Origin of the sequence: Pseudomonas sp. BS3767, from assembly GCF_900099665.1 — a bacterium.
Classification (GTDB): domain Bacteria; phylum Pseudomonadota; class Gammaproteobacteria; order Pseudomonadales; family Pseudomonadaceae; genus Aquipseudomonas; species Aquipseudomonas cerasi.
The window spans coordinates 55,077-78,155 of record NZ_FNCX01000009.1 but is presented as its reverse complement, the minus strand read 5'-3'; the positions used below and the strand labels follow the sequence as shown (position 1 = coordinate 78,155).

19 protein-coding genes and 1 riboswitch are annotated in these 23,079 nt (G+C 60.5%); of the genes, 17 read left to right on the top strand and 2 right to left on the bottom strand.

The features are described 5' to 3' along the window. The first annotated feature begins 175 nt into the window (after window positions 1-175). The gene (locus BLR16_RS22465; protein WP_054080878.1) at window positions 176-1,753 is read left to right on the top strand and encodes a sigma-54-dependent transcriptional regulator; all 1,578 of its coding nucleotides are present in this window, start codon (window positions 176-178) and stop codon (window positions 1,751-1,753) included. 97 nt (window positions 1,754-1,850) lie between these two features. Here BLR16_RS22465 and BLR16_RS22460 read toward each other — a convergent pair whose 3' ends face one another. Next, window positions 1,851-2,117 carry a DUF2790 domain-containing protein gene (locus tag BLR16_RS22460; protein WP_032609668.1) on the bottom strand — a complete coding sequence of 89 codons (267 nt, stop codon included), beginning with the start codon at window positions 2,115-2,117 and terminating at the stop codon, window positions 1,851-1,853. 342 nt (window positions 2,118-2,459) lie between these two features. On the opposite strand from BLR16_RS22460, the gene acs reads away from it, so the two are divergent. The 14 genes from acs (at window position 2,460) to astE (ending at window position 18,156) form a co-directional block, all read left to right on the top strand. Continuing rightward, window positions 2,460-4,415: an acetate--CoA ligase gene (acs, locus tag BLR16_RS22455; protein WP_003434545.1), complete on the top strand. Its 1,956-nt coding sequence runs from the start codon at window positions 2,460-2,462 to the stop codon at window positions 4,413-4,415. Window positions 4,416-4,946: 531 nt separating this feature from the next. Continuing rightward, window positions 4,947-5,723, top strand: a complete 777-nt coding sequence (locus tag BLR16_RS22450) for an ABC transporter substrate-binding protein (RefSeq protein ID WP_003434548.1) — start codon at window positions 4,947-4,949, stop codon at window positions 5,721-5,723. Window positions 5,724-5,807: 84 nt separating this feature from the next. Beyond that, the gene (locus BLR16_RS22445; RefSeq protein ID WP_003369874.1) at window positions 5,808-6,497 is read left to right on the top strand and encodes an ABC transporter permease; all 690 of its coding nucleotides are present in this window, start codon (window positions 5,808-5,810) and stop codon (window positions 6,495-6,497) included. After that, a complete protein-coding gene (locus BLR16_RS22440; RefSeq protein ID WP_003314733.1) occupies window positions 6,494-7,192 on the top strand; it encodes an ABC transporter permease in 699 nt (232 codons plus the stop codon). Before BLR16_RS22445 ends, BLR16_RS22440 begins: the two co-directional genes overlap by 4 nt. Window position 7,193: 1 nt before the next feature. Further along, a complete protein-coding gene (locus BLR16_RS22435; RefSeq protein ID WP_003434558.1) occupies window positions 7,194-8,306 on the top strand; it encodes a succinylglutamate desuccinylase/aspartoacylase family protein in 1,113 nt (370 codons plus the stop codon). Between the two features lie 22 nt (window positions 8,307-8,328). Continuing rightward, a complete protein-coding gene (locus BLR16_RS22430) occupies window positions 8,329-9,093 on the top strand; it encodes an ABC transporter ATP-binding protein (protein WP_003434561.1) in 765 nt (254 codons plus the stop codon). Window positions 9,094-9,228: 135 nt separating this feature from the next. Further along, the gene (gene argR, locus BLR16_RS22425; RefSeq protein ID WP_161437938.1) at window positions 9,229-10,221 is read left to right on the top strand and encodes a transcriptional regulator ArgR; all 993 of its coding nucleotides are present in this window, start codon (window positions 9,229-9,231) and stop codon (window positions 10,219-10,221) included. Between the two features lie 236 nt (window positions 10,222-10,457). Next, window positions 10,458-11,675 (top strand): aspartate aminotransferase family protein, encoded by a 1,218-nt coding sequence (locus BLR16_RS22415; RefSeq protein WP_004416903.1) that lies wholly within the window; start codon window positions 10,458-10,460, stop codon window positions 11,673-11,675. 133 nt (window positions 11,676-11,808) lie between these two features. Continuing rightward, complete coding sequence (gene aruF / locus BLR16_RS22410) at window positions 11,809-12,840, top strand: arginine/ornithine succinyltransferase subunit alpha (protein WP_003369882.1); 1,032 nt, start codon at window positions 11,809-11,811, stop codon at window positions 12,838-12,840. 63 nt (window positions 12,841-12,903) lie between these two features. After that, a complete protein-coding gene (gene astA / locus BLR16_RS22405) occupies window positions 12,904-13,929 on the top strand; it encodes an arginine N-succinyltransferase (RefSeq protein WP_044309931.1) in 1,026 nt (341 codons plus the stop codon). Next, window positions 13,926-15,395, top strand: a complete 1,470-nt coding sequence (astD, locus tag BLR16_RS22400; RefSeq protein ID WP_161437937.1) for a succinylglutamate-semialdehyde dehydrogenase — start codon at window positions 13,926-13,928, stop codon at window positions 15,393-15,395. The genes astA and astD overlap by 4 nt, the downstream gene beginning before the upstream one ends. A 46-nt stretch (window positions 15,396-15,441) precedes the next feature. Then, window positions 15,442-16,788 carry an N-succinylarginine dihydrolase gene (gene astB, locus BLR16_RS22395; protein ID WP_003434576.1) on the top strand — a complete coding sequence of 449 codons (1,347 nt, stop codon included), beginning with the start codon at window positions 15,442-15,444 and terminating at the stop codon, window positions 16,786-16,788. Between the two features lie 61 nt (window positions 16,789-16,849). Beyond that, the gene (locus BLR16_RS22390; protein ID WP_003314741.1) at window positions 16,850-17,137 is read left to right on the top strand and encodes a hypothetical protein; all 288 of its coding nucleotides are present in this window, start codon (window positions 16,850-16,852) and stop codon (window positions 17,135-17,137) included. Between the two features lie 11 nt (window positions 17,138-17,148). Next, the gene (astE, locus tag BLR16_RS22385; protein WP_058397094.1) at window positions 17,149-18,156 is read left to right on the top strand and encodes a succinylglutamate desuccinylase; all 1,008 of its coding nucleotides are present in this window, start codon (window positions 17,149-17,151) and stop codon (window positions 18,154-18,156) included. A 106-nt stretch (window positions 18,157-18,262) separates the two neighbouring features. Here astE and BLR16_RS22380 read toward each other — a convergent pair whose 3' ends face one another. Beyond that, the gene (locus BLR16_RS22380; RefSeq protein WP_003369893.1) at window positions 18,263-18,775 is read right to left on the bottom strand and encodes a 6,7-dimethyl-8-ribityllumazine synthase; all 513 of its coding nucleotides are present in this window, start codon (window positions 18,773-18,775) and stop codon (window positions 18,263-18,265) included. A 126-nt stretch (window positions 18,776-18,901) separates the two neighbouring features. Continuing rightward, window positions 18,902-19,067: riboswitch (FMN riboswitch) on the bottom strand. A gap of 212 nt (window positions 19,068-19,279) precedes the next feature. Here BLR16_RS22380 and ltaE point away from each other — a divergent pair. Then, window positions 19,280-20,284: a low-specificity L-threonine aldolase gene (ltaE, locus tag BLR16_RS22375; protein WP_060708062.1), complete on the top strand. Its 1,005-nt coding sequence runs from the start codon at window positions 19,280-19,282 to the stop codon at window positions 20,282-20,284. 144 nt (window positions 20,285-20,428) lie between these two features. After that, window positions 20,429-23,053: an alanine--tRNA ligase gene (gene alaS, locus BLR16_RS22370; RefSeq protein WP_074808886.1), complete on the top strand. Its 2,625-nt coding sequence runs from the start codon at window positions 20,429-20,431 to the stop codon at window positions 23,051-23,053. Window positions 23,054-23,079 lie beyond the last annotated feature (26 nt).

Sequence of the window (23,079 nt, the reverse complement as noted above, 5' to 3'; positions counted from 1 at the left end):
TGTGAGCGGGGTGGCGCGAGGATTTGATCACTGGTTCGTAACGAAAATTTTACGCTTACGATAGGCGGGGCCTGAAATCAGCCATTCTGTCGCTCGCGAAGTGTGAATGCGTAACGTATTGTTGACATTAATTTTGCTGCCTCACAAAAAACTACCCTCACAGGGGCGATGACTCATGCGCATCAAGGTGCACTGCCAGAACCGCATCGGCATTCTTCGCGACATTCTCGATCTGCTGGTGGCTTACGGCGTCAACGTGGCGCGCGGTGAAGTGGGGGGCGAGCACGGTGATGCGATCTATCTGCATTGCCCGAACCTGATCAACCTTCAGTTTCAGGCCCTGCGCCCGAAGTTCGAGGCGATCACCGGGGTGTTCGGCATCAAGCGTGTCGGGCTGATGCCCAGCGAACGCCGGCACATGGAGCTCAATGCCTTGCTCGGCGCGCTGGAATTCCCGGTGTTGTCCATCGACATGGGCGGGGCCATCGTTGCGGCCAATCGTGCCGCCGCGCAGTTGCTGGGTGTGCGGGTCGATGAAGTGCCGGGCATGCCCTTGTCGCGTTACGCCGAAGATTTCGACCTGCCTGAGCTGGTGCGCGCCAGCCAGTCGCGGATCAATGGCCTGCGGGTCAAGGTATGCGGCGACGTGTTTCTTGCCGACATCGCGCCTCTGCAATCGGAACATGACGACAGCGAGGCGATGGCCGGGGCCGTGCTGACGCTGCACCGCGCTGATCGGGTCGGTGAGCGCATTTACCATGTGCGCAAGCAAGAGCTGCGTGGCTTCGACAGCATTTTTCAAAGCTCGAAGGTCATGGCTGCTGTGGTTCGCGAGGCGCGGCGCATGGCGCCCCTGGATGCGCCGCTGCTGATCGAAGGGGAAACCGGTACCGGCAAGGAATTGCTGGCCCGCGCCTGTCACCTGGCCAGCCCACGCGGCCAGTCACCGCTGATGGCGCTCAACTGCGCCGGGTTGTCGGAGTCCATGGCCGAGATCGAGCTGTTCGGCTATGACCCCGGCGCGTTCGAAGGCGCGCGTGCGGAAGGGCGGCTGGGGCTGTTGGAACTGACTGCGGGCGGCACGCTGTTTCTTGATGGCGTGGGTGAGCTGAGCGCGCGCATGCAGGCCAAGCTGCTGCGCTTCATTCAGGACGGAAGCTTTCGCCGGGTCGGCAGTGACGAGGACATGTTTCTCGATGTACGGGTGATGTGTTCGACCCAGGTCGATCTGTCGGAGCTGTGCGCCAAAGGCATGTTCAGGCAGGACCTTTATCATCGCCTTAACGTGCTGTCGCTGCATATACCGCCACTGCGCGACTGTCTGGACGGTCTTGAGCCTCTGGTGGAGCATTTTCTCGATCAGGCCAGCCGGCAGATCGGCTGTTCGCTGCCCGGCATATCACCTGCGGCCATCAAGCGTCTGAGTCAGTACCACTGGCCCGGCAATGTGCGGCAACTGGAAAACGTATTGTTTCAGGCCGTATCGCTGTGTGACGGCGGCAAGGTGCAGGCCGAACACATTCGTTTGCCGGATTACGGCGTGCGACAGGGATTGAGTGAGGTGTCGCTGGAGGGCGGGCTGGGCGCAATTATCGGGCGCTTTGAAAAGTCGGTGCTGGAACAACTGTATGCGCAATATCCCAGCAGTCGCCAATTAGGCAAACGCCTGGGGGTGTCTCATACAACGATTGCCAACAAGTTGCGCGACTATGAAGTGGGGCGCGAATCAGATCCGCATTCAGTCGATAAATAACTCGCTGATTGATGACTCTGCAACTTAACGTCGTGCATGCGCCTCGCACCTTATAGAGCGGCGAGGCGTCGTGCACAGGCTGTGACAGCGAAAAGCCTCAACCGTTGCTGCAGCCGTTGCCCATCACCTGATAGCTCATAATGTGGCGTGCGCCTTGCGAGTCCTCATACACCATGCGTGCCGGGACCACTTCGCAGACATTGGGGATCTGGCTGATGGAGATAACCCGGGCGATATCCAGATGCGTGCCGTAGGTATATTGCTCGACACGCGCCTGTTGCGCCGCCACTTTGGTCTGCGATTCTTCGGCCATGGCGAAACTGCTGATGCCGCACAGGGCCAGGGCCATTAATAAAGCTTTCATTGTCGTTTACCTTTTTGAAAGTGAGCGCCGTCGCATCACGTTTTTGACGTCATGGGCTCAGGCGGTCTGATGCGTTTTTCGAGTTGGAACAACACTGCGTGGGGGCAGTTGATGTTTGCCTTGTTGGCGGATCGAATTCTATGCCTGTTGCAACAGCGCATATATAAAGACTTTGGATAAGCGCTTTTATCAAAATGGTAATAATCTGACGTACTGCTTCACGCGTGCGGCTTGTCGTCATGGCCCCGGTCCCGCCGGTAAGACCAACGTCGAATGGCCCCTGCGGGTGGGGCGGGATACAACAGGGGCATAAAACAACAACTATCCACCGAGGTAACCAAGATGAGTGCAGCTTCCCTGTACCCCGTCCGCCCAGAAGTCGCAGCGACTACGCTGACGGATGAAGCGACCTACAAGGCCATGTACCAGCAGTCGGTGGTCAACCCTGATGGTTTCTGGCGTGAACAGGCTCAGCGCCTCGACTGGATCAAACCTTTCACCGTGGTCAAGCAGACCTCGTTCGATGATCACCGTGTCGATATCAAATGGTTCGCCGATGGCACGCTGAACGTCGCCTATAACTGTCTGGATCGCCATCTGGAAGAACGCGGCGACAGCATCGCCATCATCTGGGAGGGCGACGACCCTTCCGAGCACCGGGAAATCACCTACCGCGAACTGCACGCCGAAGTGTGCAAGTTCGCCAACGCGCTGCGTGGCCAGGACGTGCACCGTGGCGACGTCGTGACGATCTACATGCCGATGATCCCCGAGGCTGTGGTCGCCATGCTGGCGTGCGCCCGGATCGGTGCGATTCACTCGGTGGTGTTCGGCGGTTTCTCGCCCGAAGCGCTGGCTGGCCGGATCATCGATTGCAGTTCCAAAGTGGTTATCACCGCCGACGAAGGTCTGCGTGGCGGCAAGAAGACTGCGCTCAAGGCCAACGTCGACCGCGCCCTGACCAACCCGGAAACCAGCAGCGTGCAGAAGGTTATCGTCTGCAAGCGCACCGGGGGCGAGATCGAATGGAACCGTCACCGTGATATCTGGTACCACTCGCTTCTGGAAGTGGCGTCCAGCACCTGCGCGCCGAAAGAGATGGGCGCCGAAGAGTCGCTGTTCATTCTCTACACCTCGGGCTCGACCGGCAAACCCAAGGGCGTGTTGCACACCACCGCAGGTTATCTGCTGTATGCGGCGCTGACCCACGAGCGCGTGTTCGACTACAAGCCTGGCGAAATCTACTGGTGCACCGCTGACGTCGGCTGGGTGACCGGGCACAGTTATATTGTCTACGGCCCTCTGGCCAATGGTGCGACCACGTTGCTGTTCGAAGGCGTGCCGAACTATCCGGACATCACCCGTGTGTCGAAAATCATCGACAAGCACAAGGTCAATATTCTCTACACCGCGCCGACCGCGATCCGCGCCATGATGGCTGAAGGCACCAAGTCCGTTGAAGGCGCCGACGGTTCCAGCCTGCGCCTGCTGGGTTCGGTGGGCGAGCCGATCAACCCGGAAGCCTGGGCCTGGTACTACAACACGGTCGGCAAGCAGAACTGCCCGATTGTCGATACCTGGTGGCAGACCGAAACCGGCGGCATCCTGATCAGCCCGTTGCCAGGCGCGACCGCCCTGAAGCCGGGCTCGGCGACACGTCCGTTCTTTGGCGTGATCCCGGCGCTGGTGGACAACCTGGGCAACCTCATCGAGGGTGCTGCCGAGGGTAATCTGGTAATCCTCGATTCGTGGCCGGGCCAGTCGCGCTCGCTGTACGGCGATCACGACCGTTTCGTCGATACGTACTTCAAGACCTTCCGCGGCATGTACTTCACCGGTGACGGTGCCCGTCGTGACGAGGACGGTTATTTCTGGATCACCGGGCGTGTGGACGACGTGCTCAACGTTTCCGGGCACCGCATGGGTACCGCGGAAATCGAAAGCGCGATGGTTGCGCACCCGAAAGTCGCCGAGGCGGCCGTGGTCGGTGTGCCGCATGACCTGAAGGGGCAGGGCATCTACGTCTACGTCACCCTCAACGGCGGTGAAGAACCAAGCGACGCGTTGCGTACCGAATTGCGCAACTGGGTGCGCAAGGAGATCGGCCCGATTGCCTCGCCTGACTTCATTCAGTGGGCGCCCGGCCTGCCGAAGACCCGTTCGGGCAAAATCATGCGCCGTATCCTGCGCAAGATTGCGACTGCCGAGTACGATGCGCTGGGTGACATCTCCACCCTGGCTGACCCGGGCGTGGTGCAGCATCTGATCGACACGCACAAGACCATGAATGCTGCCTGAGCGATCCTGTGACTGAAGCGCCCCGTTCGGTGAGAGCCGAACGGGGCGCTTTTGTTTCAAGTGTCTGACTTGGAAAACGGGATATATATCGGGTTGTTACCGGTCTACACGGTGTTGTCGAACGCTGCTTCGTTGTAGGACACGTCCGAGATTTCTGTGTAGGAAGGTGCGACACCGCAGGGCTTTTAAACCGCCATGTGACACGCTGGGCTTGCCGGATTAAAAGGGTTTGCCAATAATGGGCGCGCTTTTTGCTGTTATGACAGGTTGAGTCTGTGTTGCTGGATCAGCAGATACAGGCCCCGTCAATACCGTGTAGTGGGTTTTCATGCGCTTCTGTAACTAGTTGTCGCATTGAAGAAATATCGACTTCGAGCCTGTCGTTAAAATGCCCCTCATTCGCCGAAGGGCTGTGAGCCGCCTGCGCGGTGTCACGTACCCGGCGTCGCTTTTCCCCGAGGTTGTCCTCTCGCACATTGGGCGCTTGCTCACTTTGCCACTTGTCGTGCTTTACCGATGGAGTCCCTGGAAATGAAAAAGCTCATGCTTATTGGCGCGATGGCGTTGTCCGTGCTCGCCCAGCCGATCTTTGCTGATGAAAAACCACTGAAAATCGGTATCGAAGCGGCTTACCCTCCGTTCGCGTCCAAGGCCCCGGACGGCAGCATCGTCGGCTTTGACTACGACATCGGCAATGCGCTGTGTGAAGAAATGAAGGTCAAGTGCACCTGGGTCGAGCAGGAGTTCGACGGCCTTATCCCGGCGCTGAAAGTGCGCAAGATCGATGCGATCCTGTCGTCGATGTCCATCACTGACGACCGCAAGAAGTCCGTGGACTTCACCGGCAAGTATTACAATTCCCCGGCGCGTCTGGTCATGAAGGACGGCACTACGGTCAGCGACAGCCTGGCAGAACTCAAGGGCAAGAAGATCGGCGTGCAGCGTGGCTCGATCCACGAGCGGTTCGCCCGCGAAGTGCTCGCTCCCAAAGGTGTCGAAGTGACGCCGTACGGTTCGCAGAACGAAATCTACCTGGACATCGGTGCAGGCCGCCTCGACGGTACTGTCGCCGACGCCACGCTGTTGCAGGATGGCTTCCTGAAAACCGACGCTGGCAAAGGCTATGCGTTCGTAGGCCCGTCGTTCGTCGATCCGAAATACTTCGGTGACGGCATCGGCATTGCCGTGCGCAAGGGCGACAAGGCCAACCTTGACCGTCTCAACGCCGCCATCGCCGCGATTCGTGCCAACGGCAAGTACAAGGCCATCCAGGACAAGTATTTCGATTTCGACATCTACGGCAAATAAGTCGTCGTCCTTACCCTGACCAATGGCGCAAACAGAATTGCCTGGATTGCGCCATTTTTATTCCATGCTTGAGGACCGCACATCATGTTGAAAGGTTACGGAGCTGTCATCCTCGAAGGTGCCTGGCTGACGTTGCAGCTGGCCCTGTCGTCGATGGCTCTGGCGATCGTTCTCGGTCTGATCGGCGTGGCGCTGAGGCTGTCTCCGGTACGCTGGATTGCCTGGCTGGGCGATCTGTACAGCACGGTGATTCGTGGCATTCCCGATCTGGTCCTGATTCTGCTGATCTTCTACGGCGGCCAGGACCTGCTCAACCGCGTTGCCCCCTTGCTGGGGTTTGACGACTACATCGACCTTGATCCGTTGATGGCCGGCATCTGCACGCTGGGCTTCATCTTCGGCGCGTATCTCTCGGAAACCTTTCGCGGCGCATTCATGGCCATCCCCAAAGGGCAGGCCGAGGCAGGCATGGCGTATGGCCTGAGCAGTGGCAAGGTGTTCTTCCGCATTCTGGTGCCGCAGATGATTCGTCTGGCGATTCCCGGCTTCACCAACAACTGGCTGGTGCTGACCAAGGCCACCGCGCTGATTTCCGTGGTCGGTCTGCAGGACATGATGTTCAAGGCCAAGCAGGCGGCCGATGCCACCCGCGAGCCTTTCACCTTCTTTCTGGCGGTTGCGGCGATGTACCTGGTGATCACCAGTGTGTCGCTGCTCGCCTTGCGTTACCTCGAAAAACGCTACTCGGTAGGCGTGAGGGCGGCTGACCTATGATCTTTGACTACAACGTGATCTGGGACAGCCTGCCGCTGTACTTCGGCGGCCTGCTGACCACCCTCAAGCTATTGGCGATTTCGCTCGCGTTCGGGCTGCTCGCGGCATTGCCGCTGGGCCTGATGCGGGTCTCGAAAAACCCCTGGGTGAACATGCCTGCCTGGCTGTACACCTACGTGATTCGCGGCACGCCGATGCTGGTGCAACTGTTCCTGATCTACTACGGGCTGGCCCAGTTCGATGCGGTGCGCGAAAGCTTTTTGTGGCCCTGGCTGTCCAGCGCTACCTTTTGTGCCTGCCTGGCGTTCACCATCAACACCAGCGCCTACACGGCGGAGATCATCGCCGGCAGCCTCAAGGCCACACCGGCCGGTGAAATCGAGGCCGCGCGGGCCATGGGCATGTCGAAAGCCAAGATGTACCGGCGCATTCTGCTGCCCTCGGCCTTGCGCCGGGCGCTGCCGCAGTACAGCAACGAGGTCATCATGATGCTGCAGACTACCAGTCTGGCGTCCATCGTGACCCTGATCGACATCACCGGCGCGGCGCGTACGGTCAATGCGCAGTTCTACCTGCCTTTCGAGGCTTATATCACCGCAGGCGTTTTCTATCTGGGCCTGACATTCATTCTGGTGCGGCTGTTCAAGATCGCCGAACGTCGCTGGCTGGGCTACCTCGCCCCACGGAAGGTCTGAAATGCAAAGAACCGATCATGTATTGCCGTGGAGTACCCTCGGCACCGAACGCACGCTGAGTGTCTTTCGCTTCGGCACCGGTGAGCGCAAGGCCTACATCCAGGCCAGCCTGCATGCCGACGAACTGCCCGGCATGCGCACAGCCTGGGAGCTGAAAAAGCGTCTGACCGAACTTGAGCAGCAAGGCCTTCTCAAAGGTGTCGTCGAACTGGTGCCGGTGGCCAATCCACTGGGCCTGGGGCAGTTGCTGCAAGGCGCGCATCAGGGCCGTTTCGAGTTCGGCAGTGGCAAGAACTTCAACCGTGACTTCACCGAGCTGAGCGAACCGGTCGCCGAGTTGCTGGAAGGACAGTTGGGCGATGACCCGCGTGCCAACACCCGGCTGATTCGTCAGGCAATGAGCGCTGCGCTCGAGGCTCTGCCTGCGCCGCAGAGCGAACTGCAAGGCATGCAACGCATCCTGCTCAGTCATGCCTGTGTCGCTGATGTGGTGCTCGATCTGCACTGTGATGCCGATGCCGCGCTGCACATGTACGCCTTGCCGCAGCACTGGCCACAATGGCGTTCGCTGTCGGCGCATCTGAATATCCAGGTGGCGCTGCTTGCCGAAGATTCCGGTGGCAGCTCCTTCGATGAGGCCTGCTCGCTGCCGTGGCTGCGTCTTTCGCGGATTTTCCCGCAGGCGCAGATCCCGCTGGCCTGCCTCGCGACCACTCTTGAGCTGGGCGGTCAGGCCGACACCGGCAAGCCGCAGGCACTCGCGCACGCCGAGGGTATTCTGGCGTTCCTCGCCGAACAGGGTTTTATCAGCGGCGACTGGCCGCAGCCGACGCACGAAGCCTGCGAGGGCTTGCCGTTCGAAGGCACCGAATTGCTCTATGCGCCGCACCCAGGCGTGGTGACGTACCTGCGCGCTGCAGGCGACAGGGTCGAGGTGGGCGATCCGCTGTTCGAAGTGATCGACCCACTGTCCGATCAGGTCAGTACCATTTGTGCGAATACTGCCGGGGTGTTGTTCGCCATCGAGCGGCTTCGTTACGCTCAACCCGGTTTCTGGCTGGCCAAGGTGGCGGGGCGCACGGCGCTGCGTCACGGACGTCTGCTCAGTGATTGACCGTTCTGTGGAAACCCAAAGCATGAACAAACTGGAAGTGCAGGATCTGCACAAGCGCTATGGCAGTCACGAAGTGATCAAGGGCGTGTCCCTGACCGCAAAAGCCGGCGATGTCATCAGCATCATTGGCTCCAGCGGCTCGGGCAAAAGCACCTTTCTGCGCTGCATCAACCTGCTCGAACAGCCCCATGCCGGCAAGATCCTGCTCAACAACGAAGAGTTGAAGCTGGTGCCGAACAAGGACGGCGGCCTGAAGGCTGCCGACGCCAAACAGTTGCAGCGCATGCGCTCGCGTCTGTCGATGGTGTTTCAGCACTTCAATCTGTGGTCGCACATGACTGCACTGCAGAACATCATCGAAGCGCCGGTCCATGTGCTGGGCGTGTCAAAAAAGGAAGCGCTGGAGAAGGCCGAGCACTATCTGGCCAAAGTCGGCGTGTCCCATCGCAAGGACGCTTACCCTGGGCACATGTCCGGCGGTGAGCAGCAGCGCGTGGCGATTGCCCGCGCACTGGCGATGGAGCCCGAGGTGATGCTGTTCGATGAGCCGACCTCGGCGCTGGACCCGGAGCTGGTCGGTGATGTGCTCAAGGTCATGCAAGGCCTGGCTCAGGAAGGCCGCACCATGGTGGTGGTGACTCACGAAATGGGTTTTGCCCGTGAGGTCTCCAACCAGCTGGTTTTCCTGCATCAGGGTGTCGTCCTGGAGCGTGGCGATCCGCGCGAAGTGCTGGCCAATCCGCAGACCGAGCGTTTGCAGCAATTCCTGTCCGGCAGCCTGAAGTGACGATCGGCAGCGCATGACGATGCCTTTTTATGCCAGAACAGGGCATGCTGCGCGACGCGCGACACGACCTGGATGTTCCAGACCGAGCTATCTTTCCAGACTCGGCTTTTGCGGCGATACGTATCGGATGTCCCAATGACTGCCCATCGAATAGGTTTCCTCGTCTGGCCTGGCACCAAAGCCCTGACCCTGGCACTGGCCGAGGAAGCCTTGCGCGTTGCGCAGCGCGTTCATCCCGAAGTGGTCTATGAACTGTCGTTCCTGCAGGCCGAGGCCCCAGAGCCTTCGGCGGTTGCCGGTGCGTGGCAGTTGCCGGGTGAGCCTTGGGCGGGGCGGCTGGAAGGCTTTCAGAAGCTGTTTTTACTCGCTGACGAGCCTCCGGCAGGTGTGGCTCCGGCGCTGGGCAGCGCGCTCAAGCAGCTGGTGCGTGCCGGTTGTTCGATTGGCGGGCTGTCGGCGGGCGTCTATCCGCTTGCGCAACTGGGCCTGCTGGATGGCTACCGGGCCGCTGTGCACTGGCGCTGGCAGGACGACTTCGCCGAGCGCTTCCCCAAGGTCATCGCCACCAGCCATTTGTTCGATTGGGACCGGGATCGCCTGACTGCCTGTGGTGGCATGTCGGTGCTCGACCTGCTGCTGGCGGTGCTGTCCCGTGATCATGGGGCCGAACTGGCCGGGGCGGTTTCCGAGGAGCTGGTGGTCGAGCGCATTCGCGAAGGCGGCGAGCGTCAGCGCATTCCGCTGCAGAACCGTCTGGGCTCCAGCCATCCCAAGCTGACCCAAGCGGTACTGTTGATGGAGGCCAACATCGAAGAGCCGTTGACCACCGACGAAATCGCCCAGCACGTGTGCGTGTCTCGTCGTCAATTGGAACGGATCTTCAAGCAGTACCTTAACCGTGTGCCCAGTCAGTATTATCTGGAGCTGCGCTTGAACAAGGCGCGCCAGATGCTGATGCAGACCAGCAAGTCGATCATTCAGATCGGCCTTTCGTGCGGTTTTTCCTCGGGGCCGCACTTCTCCAGCGCTTACCGCAATTTCTTCGGTGCCACGCCGCGTGAAGACCGCAATCAGCGACGCAGCAGCAGCCCGTTCGAACTTTCCCCTGTGCCTGCCGAACGCGGTTGATTGCCTTGTCGCGATAGAAGTGCTGCCGCGACAGCTCTGGTCCAGACAGGCCAGCCTCAATCCGTTTAAACTGCGCCTTTGTGACGCAAATTGTCGCATTGCCGAAAACCTTGAAAAAACCCGGTTTTGCGCTGTAACAAGTTGTCGCCTGGCGGCAAGGCCGAACACAATTCAGTCCTTACAATCTTTCCATCGCTCGCCAGTTTCAGGCAGGCGTTCCTCATCAGGAGACTCCGATGTCCGTTGAGCATGCTGCGGTGCAACGCGCCGATTTCGACCAGGTAATGGTCCCCAATTACGCCCCGGCCGGGTTCATCCCCGTGCGCGGTGCGGGCTCCCGGGTCTGGGATCAGGCGGGGCGCGAACTGGTGGATTTCTCGGGCGGGATCGCCGTCAACGTATTGGGCCACTGCCACCCGGCGCTGGTCGGTGCCTTGACCGAGCAGGCCAACAACCTCTGGCATGTGTCCAACGTCTTCACCAACGAGCCGACCCTGCGTCTGGCGAAAAAACTGGTGGATGCGACGTTCGCCGAGCGCGTGTTCTTCTGTAACTCCGGTGCTGAAGCCAACGAAGCCGCTTTCAAGCTGGCGCGTCGTGTGGCGCATGATCAGTACGGCCCGGAAAAGTACGAAATCATCGCGGCCCTGAACAGTTTTCATGGCCGTACCCTGTTCACTGTCAGCGTGGGTGGGCAGCCGAAGTACTCCGATGGTTTCGGGCCGAAGATCACCGGCATCAGCCATGTGCCGTACAACGACCTCGACGCACTGAAGGCCGCCGTTACCGACAAGACCTGTGCCGTGGTGCTGGAGCCGATCCAGGGCGAGGGCGGTGTGCTGCCGGGTCAGCTTGAGTACCTGCAAGGTGCGCGCAAGCTGTGTGACGAGCACAACGCGCTGCTGGTGTTTGATGAAGTGCAGAGCGGCATGGGCCGCAGCGGTCATCTGTTCGCCTACATGCATTACGGCGTGACCCCGGACATCCTTTCCAGCGCCAAGAGCATCGGCGGCGGTTTCCCGCTGGCGGCCATGCTCACCACTGAAAAGCTCGCCAAGCACTTTGCGGTCGGCGTCCATGGCACCACCTATGGCGGTAACCCGCTGGCTTGCGCGGTCGGTGAAGCGGTCATTGATGTCGTCAATACGCCTGAAGTGCTGGCTGGCGTGCAGCGCAAGCATCAACAGTTCAAGACCCGTCTGGAAAGCATCGGCCAGCAGTATGGCGTGTTCAGCGAAGTGCGCGGTCTGGGCTTGCTGATCGGTTGCGTGTTATCCGATGCCTGGAAAGGCAAGGCCAAGGACATCTTCAATGCGGCCGAGGCCCAGGACCTGATGATTCTGCAGGCCGGCCCTGACGTGATTCGTTTCGCGCCGAGCCTGGTGATTGAAGACGCAGACATCGAAGAGGGCCTGAACCGCTTCGAACGCGCCATCGCCAAACTGACATCCTGACTCGATTGCAACCTTGCGGTGCCCGCCTGATGGCGGGCGCCGAACCTGTTTCCTGCGCCATGTGGCCTGACGCCGCGTGGTGCTCTTACTAGCGCCGGTCGTAAAGGCTGGTCGATCTACAAGGAGTGGCACCATGCTGGTAATGCGCCCTGCGCAAATGGCTGACCTGGCCGAGGTTCAACGCCTCGCTGCCGACAGCCCTATCGGTGTCACGTCCTTGCCCGACGATGCTGGCCGCCTGACCGACAAGATTGGCTCGTCGGAGGCGTCGTTTGCCGCCGAGGTCAGCTTCAACGGCGAAGAAACCTATTTCTTCGTGCTCGAAGACAGCGAAAGCGGCAAGCTGGTGGGCTGCTCGGGCATCGTGGCCTCGGCGGGCTACTCCGAGCCGTTCTACAGTTTCCGCAACGAAACCTTCGTGCATGCTTCCCGTGAGCTGAAGATCCATAACAAGATTCATGTGCTGTCGCAGTGTCATGACCTGACCGGCAACAGTCTGCTGACCAGTTTCTACGTGGTCCCGGAGCTGGTCGGCACGGCATGGTCGGAGCTCAATTCGCGCGGCCGTTTGCTGTTTGTCGCCAGTCACCCCGAGCGCTTTGCCGATTCGGTGGTGACCGAGATCGTCGGTTACAGCGATGAGCAGGGCGACTCACCATTCTGGGATGCCATCGGGCGCAACTTCTTCGATATCAATTACGCCGCTGCCGAACGCCTCTGCGGGCTGAAAAGCCGGACCTTCCTCGCCGAGCTGATGCCGCATTACCCGATCTACGTGCCATTGCTGCCTGACGCGGCGCAGGAGGCCATGGGTCAGGTGCATCCGCGTGCGCAGATCACCTTCGACATCCTGATGCGCGAAGGCTTTGAAACCGATCACTACATCGACATTTTCGACGGTGGACCGACGCTGCACGCGCGGGTATCCGGGATCCGTTCGATTGCCCAGAGCCGTCTGGTTCCGGTCAAGGTCGAGCCCGGGCAAACCAGCGATGTCGGCAAGGGCGGGCGTCTGTATCTGATCGCCAATGGCCTGTTGCAGGACTACCGCGCGGTGCTCCTGGAGCTGGACTGGGCGCCCGGCAGGCCGGTGGTGCTGAGCCTCCAGGCTGCCGATGCCCTGGGTGTTGGTGAAGGTGCCAGTGTGCGGATCGTCGCGGTCTGAACCGGACGTTCGATAGCTGATTAGCGAGTTTCAAGGCTCTTGATGAGCCGCTGAGGAGATAACATGATCGTTCGTCCTGTACGCAGCAGCGACCTGCCCGCGTTGATCGAGCTGGCGCGCAGCACCGGCGCCGGTCTGACGACCCTGCCCGCCAATGAGCAGCGTCTGGCGCACCGGGTAGGCTGGGCCGAAAAGACCTTTCGCGGCGAAGCCGAGCGCGGCGACGCCGATTACCTGTTCGTGCTGGAAGATGATGACGGCCGGGTGGTGGGCATTTCCGCCATCGCCGGAGCGGTCGGTCTGCGCGAGCCCTGGTACAACTACCGGGTTGGTCTGACCGTCAGTGCTTCACAGGAGCTGAACATCTACCGGGAAATTCCGACCCTGTTCCTGGCCAACGACCTGACCGGCAATTCCGAGCTGTGCTCACTGTTCCTGCACAGCGATTCGCGCACCGGCCTCAACGGCCGCCTGCTGTCCAAGGCGCGCATGCTGTTCATCGCCGAATTCCCCAGGCTGTTCGGCAACAAGATCATTGCCGAAATGCGCGGCATGTCCGATGAGCAGGGCCGTTCGCCGTTCTGGGAAAGCCTGGGGCGGCACTTCTTCAAGATGGAATTCAGCCAGGCCGATTACCTGACCGGCGTGGGCAACAAGGCATTCATCGCCGAACTGATGCCCAAGTTTCCGTTGTACAGCTGCTTTCTTTCCGAAGACGCACGCAACGTGATCGGTCGGGTGCACGCCGACACCGAGCCTGCGCTGACCATGCTCAAGAGCGAGGGCTTTTCGTATCAGGGTTATGTCGACATCTTCGATGCCGGCCCGGCCATCGAGTGCGAGACCGGCAAGATTCGCGCAATCAAGGACAGCCAGGCGCTGGTGCTGGCCATCGGCACGCCCGGTGACGATGCTCCACAGTTCCTGATCTACAACCGCAAGCGTGAAGACTGCCGCGTGACCGTAGGCGCTGCGCGTTTTGCCGCTGGCACGCTGGTCGTCGCTCCGCAAACCGCCAGGCGGCTGCGCATGAGTGCCGGCGACAACGTACGCGCGGTGCCCTTGTCTGCGGCGCGGGAGGGCGTTTGATGAATAGCCTTTACATCGCAGGTGCCTGGCAGGAAGGGCAGGGTGAGCTGGTCAAGTCGCTGAGCCCCGTGACTCAGCAGGTGCTGTGGTCCGGACGTGGCGCGAGCTCCGCGCAGGTCGAGCAAGCGGTGCAGGCGGCGCGTCAGGCATTTCCCGGCTGGGCGCTGCTGTCTCTGGATCAGCGCATCGCGGTACTGGAAGCCTTCGCTGCACGTCTCAAGCATCATGCCGACGCGCTGGCGCACTGCATCGGTGAAGAAACCGGCAAACCGTTGTGGGAGTCGGCGACCGAAGTGACCAGCATGGTCAACAAGATCGCCATCTCGGTGCAGAGCTATCGCGAACGAACCGGTGAAAAGAGCGGGCCACTGGGCGACGCCACTGCGGTACTGCGCCACAAGCCGCATGGCGTGGTCGCTGTGTTCGGCCCGTACAACTTTCCGGGGCATCTGCCCAACGGCCATATCGTCCCGGCCTTGCTGGCGGGCAACGTGGTGCTGTTCAAACCCAGCGAGCTGACACCGAAGGTCGCTGAGCTGACCGTCAACTGCTGGATCGAAGCCGGGCTGCCTGCCGGTGTCCTGAACCTGCTGCAGGGCGGTCGCGAAACCGGTATCGCGCTGGCGGCCAATCCGGGCATCGACGGCCTGTTCTTCACCGGGTCGAGCCGGACCGGCAATGCGCTGCACCAGCAGTTCGCCGGTCGGCCGGACAAGATTCTTGCGCTGGAAATGGGCGGTAACAATCCGTTGATCGTCGATCAGGTTCAGGACATCGATGCAGCGGTGTACACCATCATTCAGTCGGCCTTTATTTCCGCCGGCCAGCGCTGCACCTGTGCGCGTCGTTTGCTGGTGCCCGAAGGCGACTGGGGGGATGCCTTGCTGGCACGACTGGTTGGCGTCAGCGCGACTATCGAAGCCGGGGCGTTCGATCAACAGCCTGCGCCGTTCATGGGCTCGGTGATTTCGCTGGAGGCCGCACGTGCCTTGCTCGACGCGCAGCGCAAGCTGCTCGCCAACGGCGCGCTGACCCTGTTGGAAATGCGCCAGCCGCAGCCCGGCGCCGCGCTGCTGACACCGGGCATTATCGATGTCAGCGCGGTGCCGGATCGACCCGACGAAGAGCTGTTCGGCCCGCTGCTGCAGGTCATTCGCTACTCCGGTTTTGACGCCGCCATCGCCGAAGCCAACGCCACCCGTTATGGCCTGGCCGCAGGTTTGCTCTCGGACTCCGAAGCGCGTTATCAGCAGTTCTGGCTGCACAGCCGTGCCGGGATCGTCAACTGGAACAAGCCGTTGACCGGAGCCGCCAGCAGCGCTCCGTTCGGCGGGGTCGGTGCCTCGGGCAACCACCGCGCCAGCGCCTATTACGCGGCCGATTATTGCGCCTATCCGGTGGCTTCGCTGGAGGCGGGCAGCCTGACGCTGCCTGCGACACTGACCCCCGGTATCAGGCTGAGCTGACAGTGCGCACGATTGCTTATAAAAACAGATCCACGGAGCCTTGCCGATGAAGTCCTGTGAAGTGAATTTTGACGGTCTGGTCGGGCCAACCCACAACTACGGCGGGTTGTCCTACGGTAACGTTGCCTCCCAGAGTAACAGCCAGCAAAGCGCTAACCCGCGTGAGGCGGCGCTGCAAGGCCTGGCAAAAATGAAGGCGCTGATGGACCTGGGTTTTACCCAGGGCGTGCTGGCACCGCAGGAACGTCCTGATGTGTCCGGCCTGCGCCGTCTGGGCTTCACCGGCAGCGATGAGCAGGTGATTGAAAAGGCGGCCCGTCAGGACATGCCGCTGCTGGTCGCCAGTTGCTCGGCATCCAGCATGTGGGTGGCCAACGCGGCCACGGTCAGCCCCAGTGCCGACACTGCCGATCGGCGCGTGCATTTCACGGCGGCCAACCTCAACTGCAAATACCACCGCAGCATCGAGCATCCGACCACCACTCGCGTGCTGGGCGCCATGTTCGCCGATGCAAAGCATTTCGCTCATCACCCTGCGTTACCGGCTGTCGCGCAGTTCGGTGATGAGGGCGCTGCCAACCACACCCGTTTCTGTCGTGATTACGGCGAGGCTGGGGTCGAGTTTTTCGTGTTCGGTCGCAGTGCGTTCGACACGCGCTACCCGGCGCCGCAGAAGTACCCGGCCCGTCAGACCCTGGAGGCGTCACGCGCCGTTGCGCGGCTGCACGGTCTGAGCGAGGCCGGCGTGGTCTATAGTCAGCAGAACCCGGCGGTCATTGATCAGGGTGTGTTCCATAACGATGTGATTGCGGTCGGCAACGGTGAGGTCTTGTTCTATCACCAGGACGCATTCCTCAATACCGAGCCGATGCTCGATGAGCTGCGCGACAAACTCAGTCGTGTCGGCGGGCAGTTGCGGGCTATTTGCGTACCGCGTGCCGAGGTCTCGGTTCAGGATGCCGTGCGCTCCTATCTGTTCAATAGCCAGCTGTTGTCGCGGGCCGATGGCTCGATGCTGCTGATCGTGCCGCAGGAATGCCAGGCTAATGCGAGCGTCTGGGCTTACCTGCAACGGCTGATTGCCGATGACAGCCCGGTTGCCGAGGTCAAGGTGTTCGACCTCAAGCAAAGCATGCAGAACGGCGGAGGTCCGGCCTGTCTGCGCTTGCGTGTGGCACTCAATGACACCGAGCTGGCGGCGGTGAATCCGGGGGTGATCATGACCGCGCCGTTATACGAAACGTTGACGCAGTGGGTCGACAGGCACTACCGGGACCGCATGAGTGAAAGCGATCTGGCCGACCCCCGATTGCTCAACGAATGTCGCACGGCATTGGATGAACTGACGCAAATCCTTAAACTGGGCGCGGTTTATCCGTTTCAACTGAATTGAAGCACCCTGCGCGTCGGGCAATTGTCCTGCGCACTATTTCATTTATAGAGAGCATTCCTACATGAGCGACGCCCTGCAACTGATCCTTGAAGACACTGATGGCACCCAGCTGGAAACGTCCTGCACCCGCGTTGCCGTCATCTGGCAGGGCAAGGAATTGTGGATTCAGCAGGATGGCCGTGGCCAGTTGCTGATCGGCGTTGACGTCGAAGAAGACGACGCCGAATACGCCAACCTGCTGCTGCGTCCGCTGGCGACCAACCTGGTCAGCCTGCAACTGGAAATGGAGCCAGCCGACATGGGTGTCGAGGAAGACGGTCACGTTCACGGCCCTGACTGCAACCACTAAGGAAGCGCGCCATGCTCGCCCTCGGCAAACTGCTTGAACTGACCCTGGCTGGACGTGAGCCAGCGGAGAAGACTCAACTGACCGTCGAAGGCGTGCGCATGCGCTGGATGGGCGAGGGCGCGCTGGAAGTCCGCCCGCCAGAAGTTCGTGACAATGGCACCGATCTGCTGCTGTCTGCCGGTATCCATGGCAACGAGACGGCACCCATCGAGCTGCTGGATGAACTGATCCGCAGCATCGCGCGCGGCGACCTGAAACCGCGCGCACGTATTCTGTTCCTGTTCGGCAATCCCGACGCCATGCGACGCGGGACGCGTTTTGTCGAGCAGGATGTCAATCGGCTGTTCAATGGCCGGCACGAGCAGAGTGGTGGCGCCGAGGCCTTGCGCGCTTGCGAGCTGGAGCGACTGGCAGCCACTTTCTTCAGCCTGCCGGACCGCTACCGCCTGCATTACGACCTGCACACGGCCATTCGTGGCTCGACGATCGAGCAATTCGCGCTGTACCCGTGGAAGGAAGGACGTAATCATTCGCGGCTTGAACTGGCCCGGCTGCGGGCTGCGGGTATGAGTGCGGTGTTGCTGCAAAACAAGCCGTCCATTGTGTTCAGCGCCTACACCTACGATCAGTTGGGTGCCGAGGCCTTCACTCTGGAACTGGGCAAGGCGCGGCCGTTCGGGCAGAACCAAGAGGTCAATCTTGGGCCACTGCGCTTGTGTCTCGAGCAGCTCATCGAGGGCACCGAGCCCGAGCGGGATGACGATCTTGAAGGGTTGCAGCTGTTCAGCGTGGCGCGGGAAGTGATCAAGCGTACCGATGCGTTCACGTTCAACCTGGCCGATGACGTCGAGAACTTCTCGCCGCTGGAAAAAGGCTACGTGCTGGCCGAAGACGCGGGTGGTTCACGCTGGTTAGTGGAAGAGGAGGGCGCGAGGATCATCTTCCCCAACCCCAGGGTCAAAAACGGCCTGCGGGCGGGGATTCTGATCGTACCCACTGATGCGGATAGCCTCGGCTGATCGCCAGGCACTTTCAAGACCGGACGCAGAGCGTCCAGAACGGCATTCCCACGCTGAAGCGTGAGGAACGATAGGTGTCCGGGAGAACACCTACCGATGCTTCGTCTTAGCAGGCCGCTTTCTGCTGTGCATCCAGACGGCGCAGACTGCGTACCTTGTTCAGGGTGTCAGCGCAGGTCTTGGCCGCTTCTTCGCCCTTGTGCACGAAGTGATCGAAGAAGAACTTCTGATGCTCTTCGCCTGCATGGAAGTGATGCGGTGTCAGGACCACGGAGAACACCGGTACTTCGGTTTCCAGTTGGACCTGCATCAATGCGCTGACCACTGACTGCGCGACGAATTCGTGACGATAGATGCCTCCGTCCACTACCAGTGCGGCGCCGACGATGCCAGCGTAGCGGCCGGTATTGGCCAGCAGTTTTGCATGCAGCGGGATTTCAAAGGCGCCGCCCACTTCAAAGATGTCGATATCGCTTTCGGCATAGCCCTGATTGGCCATCTCGGCGATAAACCCTTTACGGCTCTGGTCGACGATATCCTTGTGCCAGCAGGCCTGGATGAACGCGACACGCTCGTTTGCGTGGCTTTTGCTTTTGCTGTCGATTGCAGTTGGTTGCACGTGTTCTGACTCCTGTTTATGGAAAAAACAGGGCATTTGGATCGAAAGGGATTCAAGCTGCGTAGGAAAGCCTCCTGAACGATGTCGTTCATGGATAGGTTTTACAGACGTTCTTGCTGACACCAATCCCGCTCTCTCTTCATCCGGACTATGACCGTCGGCCCCGGAATCACACCGGGTCTGCTGACCTTGCAGATAGCAGCCAAAGCCGCGATCCCCAAGCGCTCGCGGGCTAGACGCATTGCGCGTCATTACCGCCGGTGGGGAATTGCACCCCGCCCTGAGAACGTTGCCGTCACTTTACGTGGCCGGCGCGAGATTTTTATCATAGTTCGCTGGATCATGCATGGACACTTTCGTACGGTACACCTACCTTTTTCTTATAAGGGCACGGAGTATCGAGAGCGGCGGTGCTTGATTATCATGTACCGCGGCCTCAGTAATGCCTTGTTGCAAGCCAAAGGTTGCATGCATTATCGATCTTCAACTTCAGGGAGCTTTTTCGTGACTGTCATCGATCTGCGCAGCGACACAGTGACTCTGCCTACGGCCGGCATGCTCGATGCCATGGCACGTGCGCCCGTTGGCGATGACGTCTACGGTGAGGACCCTACGGTCAATCTGCTCGAAGCAACGCTCGCCGGGCGTCTCGGGTTCGACGCCGCGCTGTTCGTGCCGTCGGGCACCATGAGCAATCTGCTGGCGCTGATGGCGCACTGTGAACGCGGCGATGAGTACATCGTCGGCCAGCAGGCCCACACCTATAAGTACGAAGGTGGCGGTGCGGCAGTGCTGGGCTCCATTCAGCCGCAGCCACTGGAGGTACAGGCCGACGGTTCTCTGGACCTGCAGCAGGTGCTCGACGCCATCAAGCCCGATGACTTTCACTTCGCTCGTACGCGCCTGCTGGCCCTGGAAAACACCATGCAGGGCAAGGTGCTGCCCCTGGACTACCTGGCTGCCGCGCGTACCCTGACCCTGGAAAAGGGGCTCGCTCTCCACCTTGACGGCGCACGGCTGTACAACGCTTCGGTCAGGCTGGGTGTCGATGTTCGCGAGATTACCCGGCACTTCGATTCTGTTTCGGTCTGCCTCTCCAAGGGGCTGGGCGCGCCGATCGGCTCGGTGCTCTGCGGTTCGCACCCGTTGATCGCCAAGGCCCGCCGCTTGCGCAAGATGCTGGGCGGTGGCATGCGTCAGGCTGGAGGGCTGGCTGCGGCAGGGCTCTACGCGCTGGATCATCAGGTCGAGCGGTTGGCGGATGACCATGCCAACGCGGCGTTTCTGGCTGAAGGCCTGAGCGGGCTCGGCTACGCTGTCGAGCCGGTACAGACCAATATGGTCTATGTGCCGATCGGCGAGCGCGCGGCATCGCTCAAGGCGTTCTGCGCCGAGCGGGGCATCGTACTCACGGCCGCACCGCGGCTGCGTATGGTGACCCACATGAACGTGTCGCGCGCTCAGATCGAACAGGTCATCGCCGCATTCGCAGCCTTTGAACACTCATGACATGCCGATAATCCAGTTACTTGTTTCTATCGCACAAACACACTGTACCGAGGGCGCAACGCCTATATAATGCGGCCCTTTGCCGTCGCTACGTCATTTGACGTTTTGCACTTGCCTCTGGCCGCAGTCTCCGTGGAAGAACCTATGAAAAGCGCAGAAATCCGTGAAGCCTTCCTTGGCTTCTTCGAAGAGCAAGGCCACACTCGTGTCGCTTCAAGCTCCTTGATTCCGGGCAACGACCCAACCCTGCTGTTCACCAACGCAGGCATGAACCAGTTCAAGGATTGCTTCCTGGGCCAGGAAAAGCGCGCCTACACCCGCGCCGTTACCAGTCAGAAATGCGTGCGTGCCGGTGGCAAGCACAACGACCTGGAAAACGTCGGCTATACCGCCCGTCACCATACTTTTTTCGAGATGCTGGGCAACTTCAGCTTCGGTGACTATTTCAAGCGTGATGCCATCACCTACGCCTGGACGTTCCTGACCTCCGAAAAATGGCTCAACCTGCCCAAGGAAAAACTCTGGGTCACGGTGTACGCCACTGACGATGAAGCCTATGACATCTGGACCAAGGAGATCGGCGTGCCAGCCGAGCGCATGGTTCGCATTGGCGACAACAAAGGCGCACCGTACGCCTCCGATAACTTCTGGACCATGGGCGATACCGGCCCGTGCGGTCCTTGCAGCGAGATTTTCTTCGACCACGGCCCGGAAATCTGGGGTGGCCCGCCAGGCTCGCCAGAAGAAGACGGCGACCGTTACATCGAAATCTGGAACAACGTATTCATGCAGTTCAACCGGACTGCAGATGGTGTGCTGCACCCGCTGCCAGCGCCTTCGGTCGATACCGGCATGGGCCTGGAGCGTGTCAGTGCGGTTCTGCAGCACGTGCACTCCAACTACGAAATCGATCTGTTCCAGAGCCTGCTGGCTGCGTCTGCCAAGGCCATTGGTTGCAGCAATGACAACCAGGCTTCGCTGAAGGTCGTGGCTGACCACATTCGCTCGTGCGGCTTCCTGATCGCCGACGGCGTGCTGCCGTCCAATGAAGGTCGCGGTTATGTGCTGCGCCGCATCATTCGTCGCGCCTGCCGTCACGGCAACAAGCTGGGTGCCAAGGGCAGCTTCTTCTACCAGATCGTTGCCGCGCTGGTTGCCGAGATGGGGTCTGCGTTCCCTGAGCTGGTGCAGCAGCAGTCGCACATCGAACGCGTACTCAAAGGCGAAGAAGAGCAGTTCGCCAAGACCCTCGAGCAAGGTCTGAAAATTCTCGAACAGGATCTGGCCGACCTCAAAGGCACCGTGGTTCCGGGCGAAGTGGTGTTCAAGCTGTACGACACCTATGGCTTCCCGATGGACCTGACAGGCGACATCGCCCGTGAGCGTAATCTGACCCTGGACGAAGCAGGCTTCGAGCGTGAAATGGACGCCCAGCGCGTGCGCGCCCGTTCGGCCAGTTCGTTCGGCATGGATTACAACAGCCTGGTCAAGGTCGATGTGGCCACCCAGTTCACCGGTTACTCGGCGACCACTGGCAGCGCCAGCGTCGTGGCCCTCTATAAGGAAGGCCAGTCGGTTTCTCACCTGAATGAAGGTGAAGAGGGCGTGGTGATTCTCGACGTCACTCCGTTCTACGCCGAGTCGGGCGGTCAGATCGGTGACAGTGGTTTCCTGCAGGCCGGTGACGCGCGCTTTGACGTCAGTGATACCACCAAGACCGGCGGCGCCTTCCTGCACCACGGCGTTGTGGCGTCCGGCAGCCTGAGCGTTGGCGCGCAGGTTGAAACACAAGTGGCCGATGAAGTTCGCGATGCAACCAAATTGAACCATTCGGCCACTCACTTGCTGCATGCCGCATTGCGTCAGGTGCTGGGTGAGCACGTTCAGCAGAAAGGCTCGCTGGTCGACAGTCAGCGTCTGCGCTTCGACTTCAGCCACTTCGAAGCGATCAAGGCCGAGCAACTGCGCGCGCTGGAAGATATCGTCAACGCCGAGATTCGCAAGAACACCGAGGTCATGACCGAAGAAACCGATATCGACACGGCGAAGAAGAAGGGCGCCATGGCGCTGTTCGGCGAGAAGTACGGCGACAGCGTTCGCGTACTGAGCATGGGCGGCGAGTTTTCCGTCGAGCTGTGTGGTGGCATTCACGCCAGCCGCACCGGTGACATCGCGCTGTTCAAGATCGTTAGTGAAGGCGGTGTCGCAGCAGGCGTGCGCCGTATCGAGGCAGTCACCGGCGCTGCGGCCCTGGCCTGGCTGAATTCGGCCGAAGATCAACTCAAGGAAGCCGCGACGCTGGTCAAAGGCAATCGCGACAACCTGCTGGACAAGCTGACGGCGGTGATTGAACGCAACCGTCTGCTGGAAAAACAACTGGAACAACTGCAAGCCAAGGCAGCCAGTGCCACCGGTGACGACCTGTCATCAGCTGCGCTGGATGTCAAAGGGGTCAAGGTTCTGGCCACGCGCCTGGATGGTCAGGACGGCAAGGCGCTGTTGGCGCTTGTCGATCAGTTGAAGAACAAGCTCGGCCGCGCAGTGATCCTGCTCGGCAGTGTTCATGAGGACAAGGTTGTCTTGGTCGCAGGCGTGACCAAGGACCTGACTGGCCAACTCAAAGCCGGTGATTTGATGAAGCAGGCAGCTGCCGCCGTAGGTGGTAAAGGTGGTGGCCGTCCTGATATGGCTCAAGGCGGTGGTGTCGATGCCGGTGCGCTGGATTCAGCGCTGGCACTGGCCGCTCCTTTTGTAGAGCAGGGTATCTGAGTCGGGTCAGCAGGCCTGCCGCACAC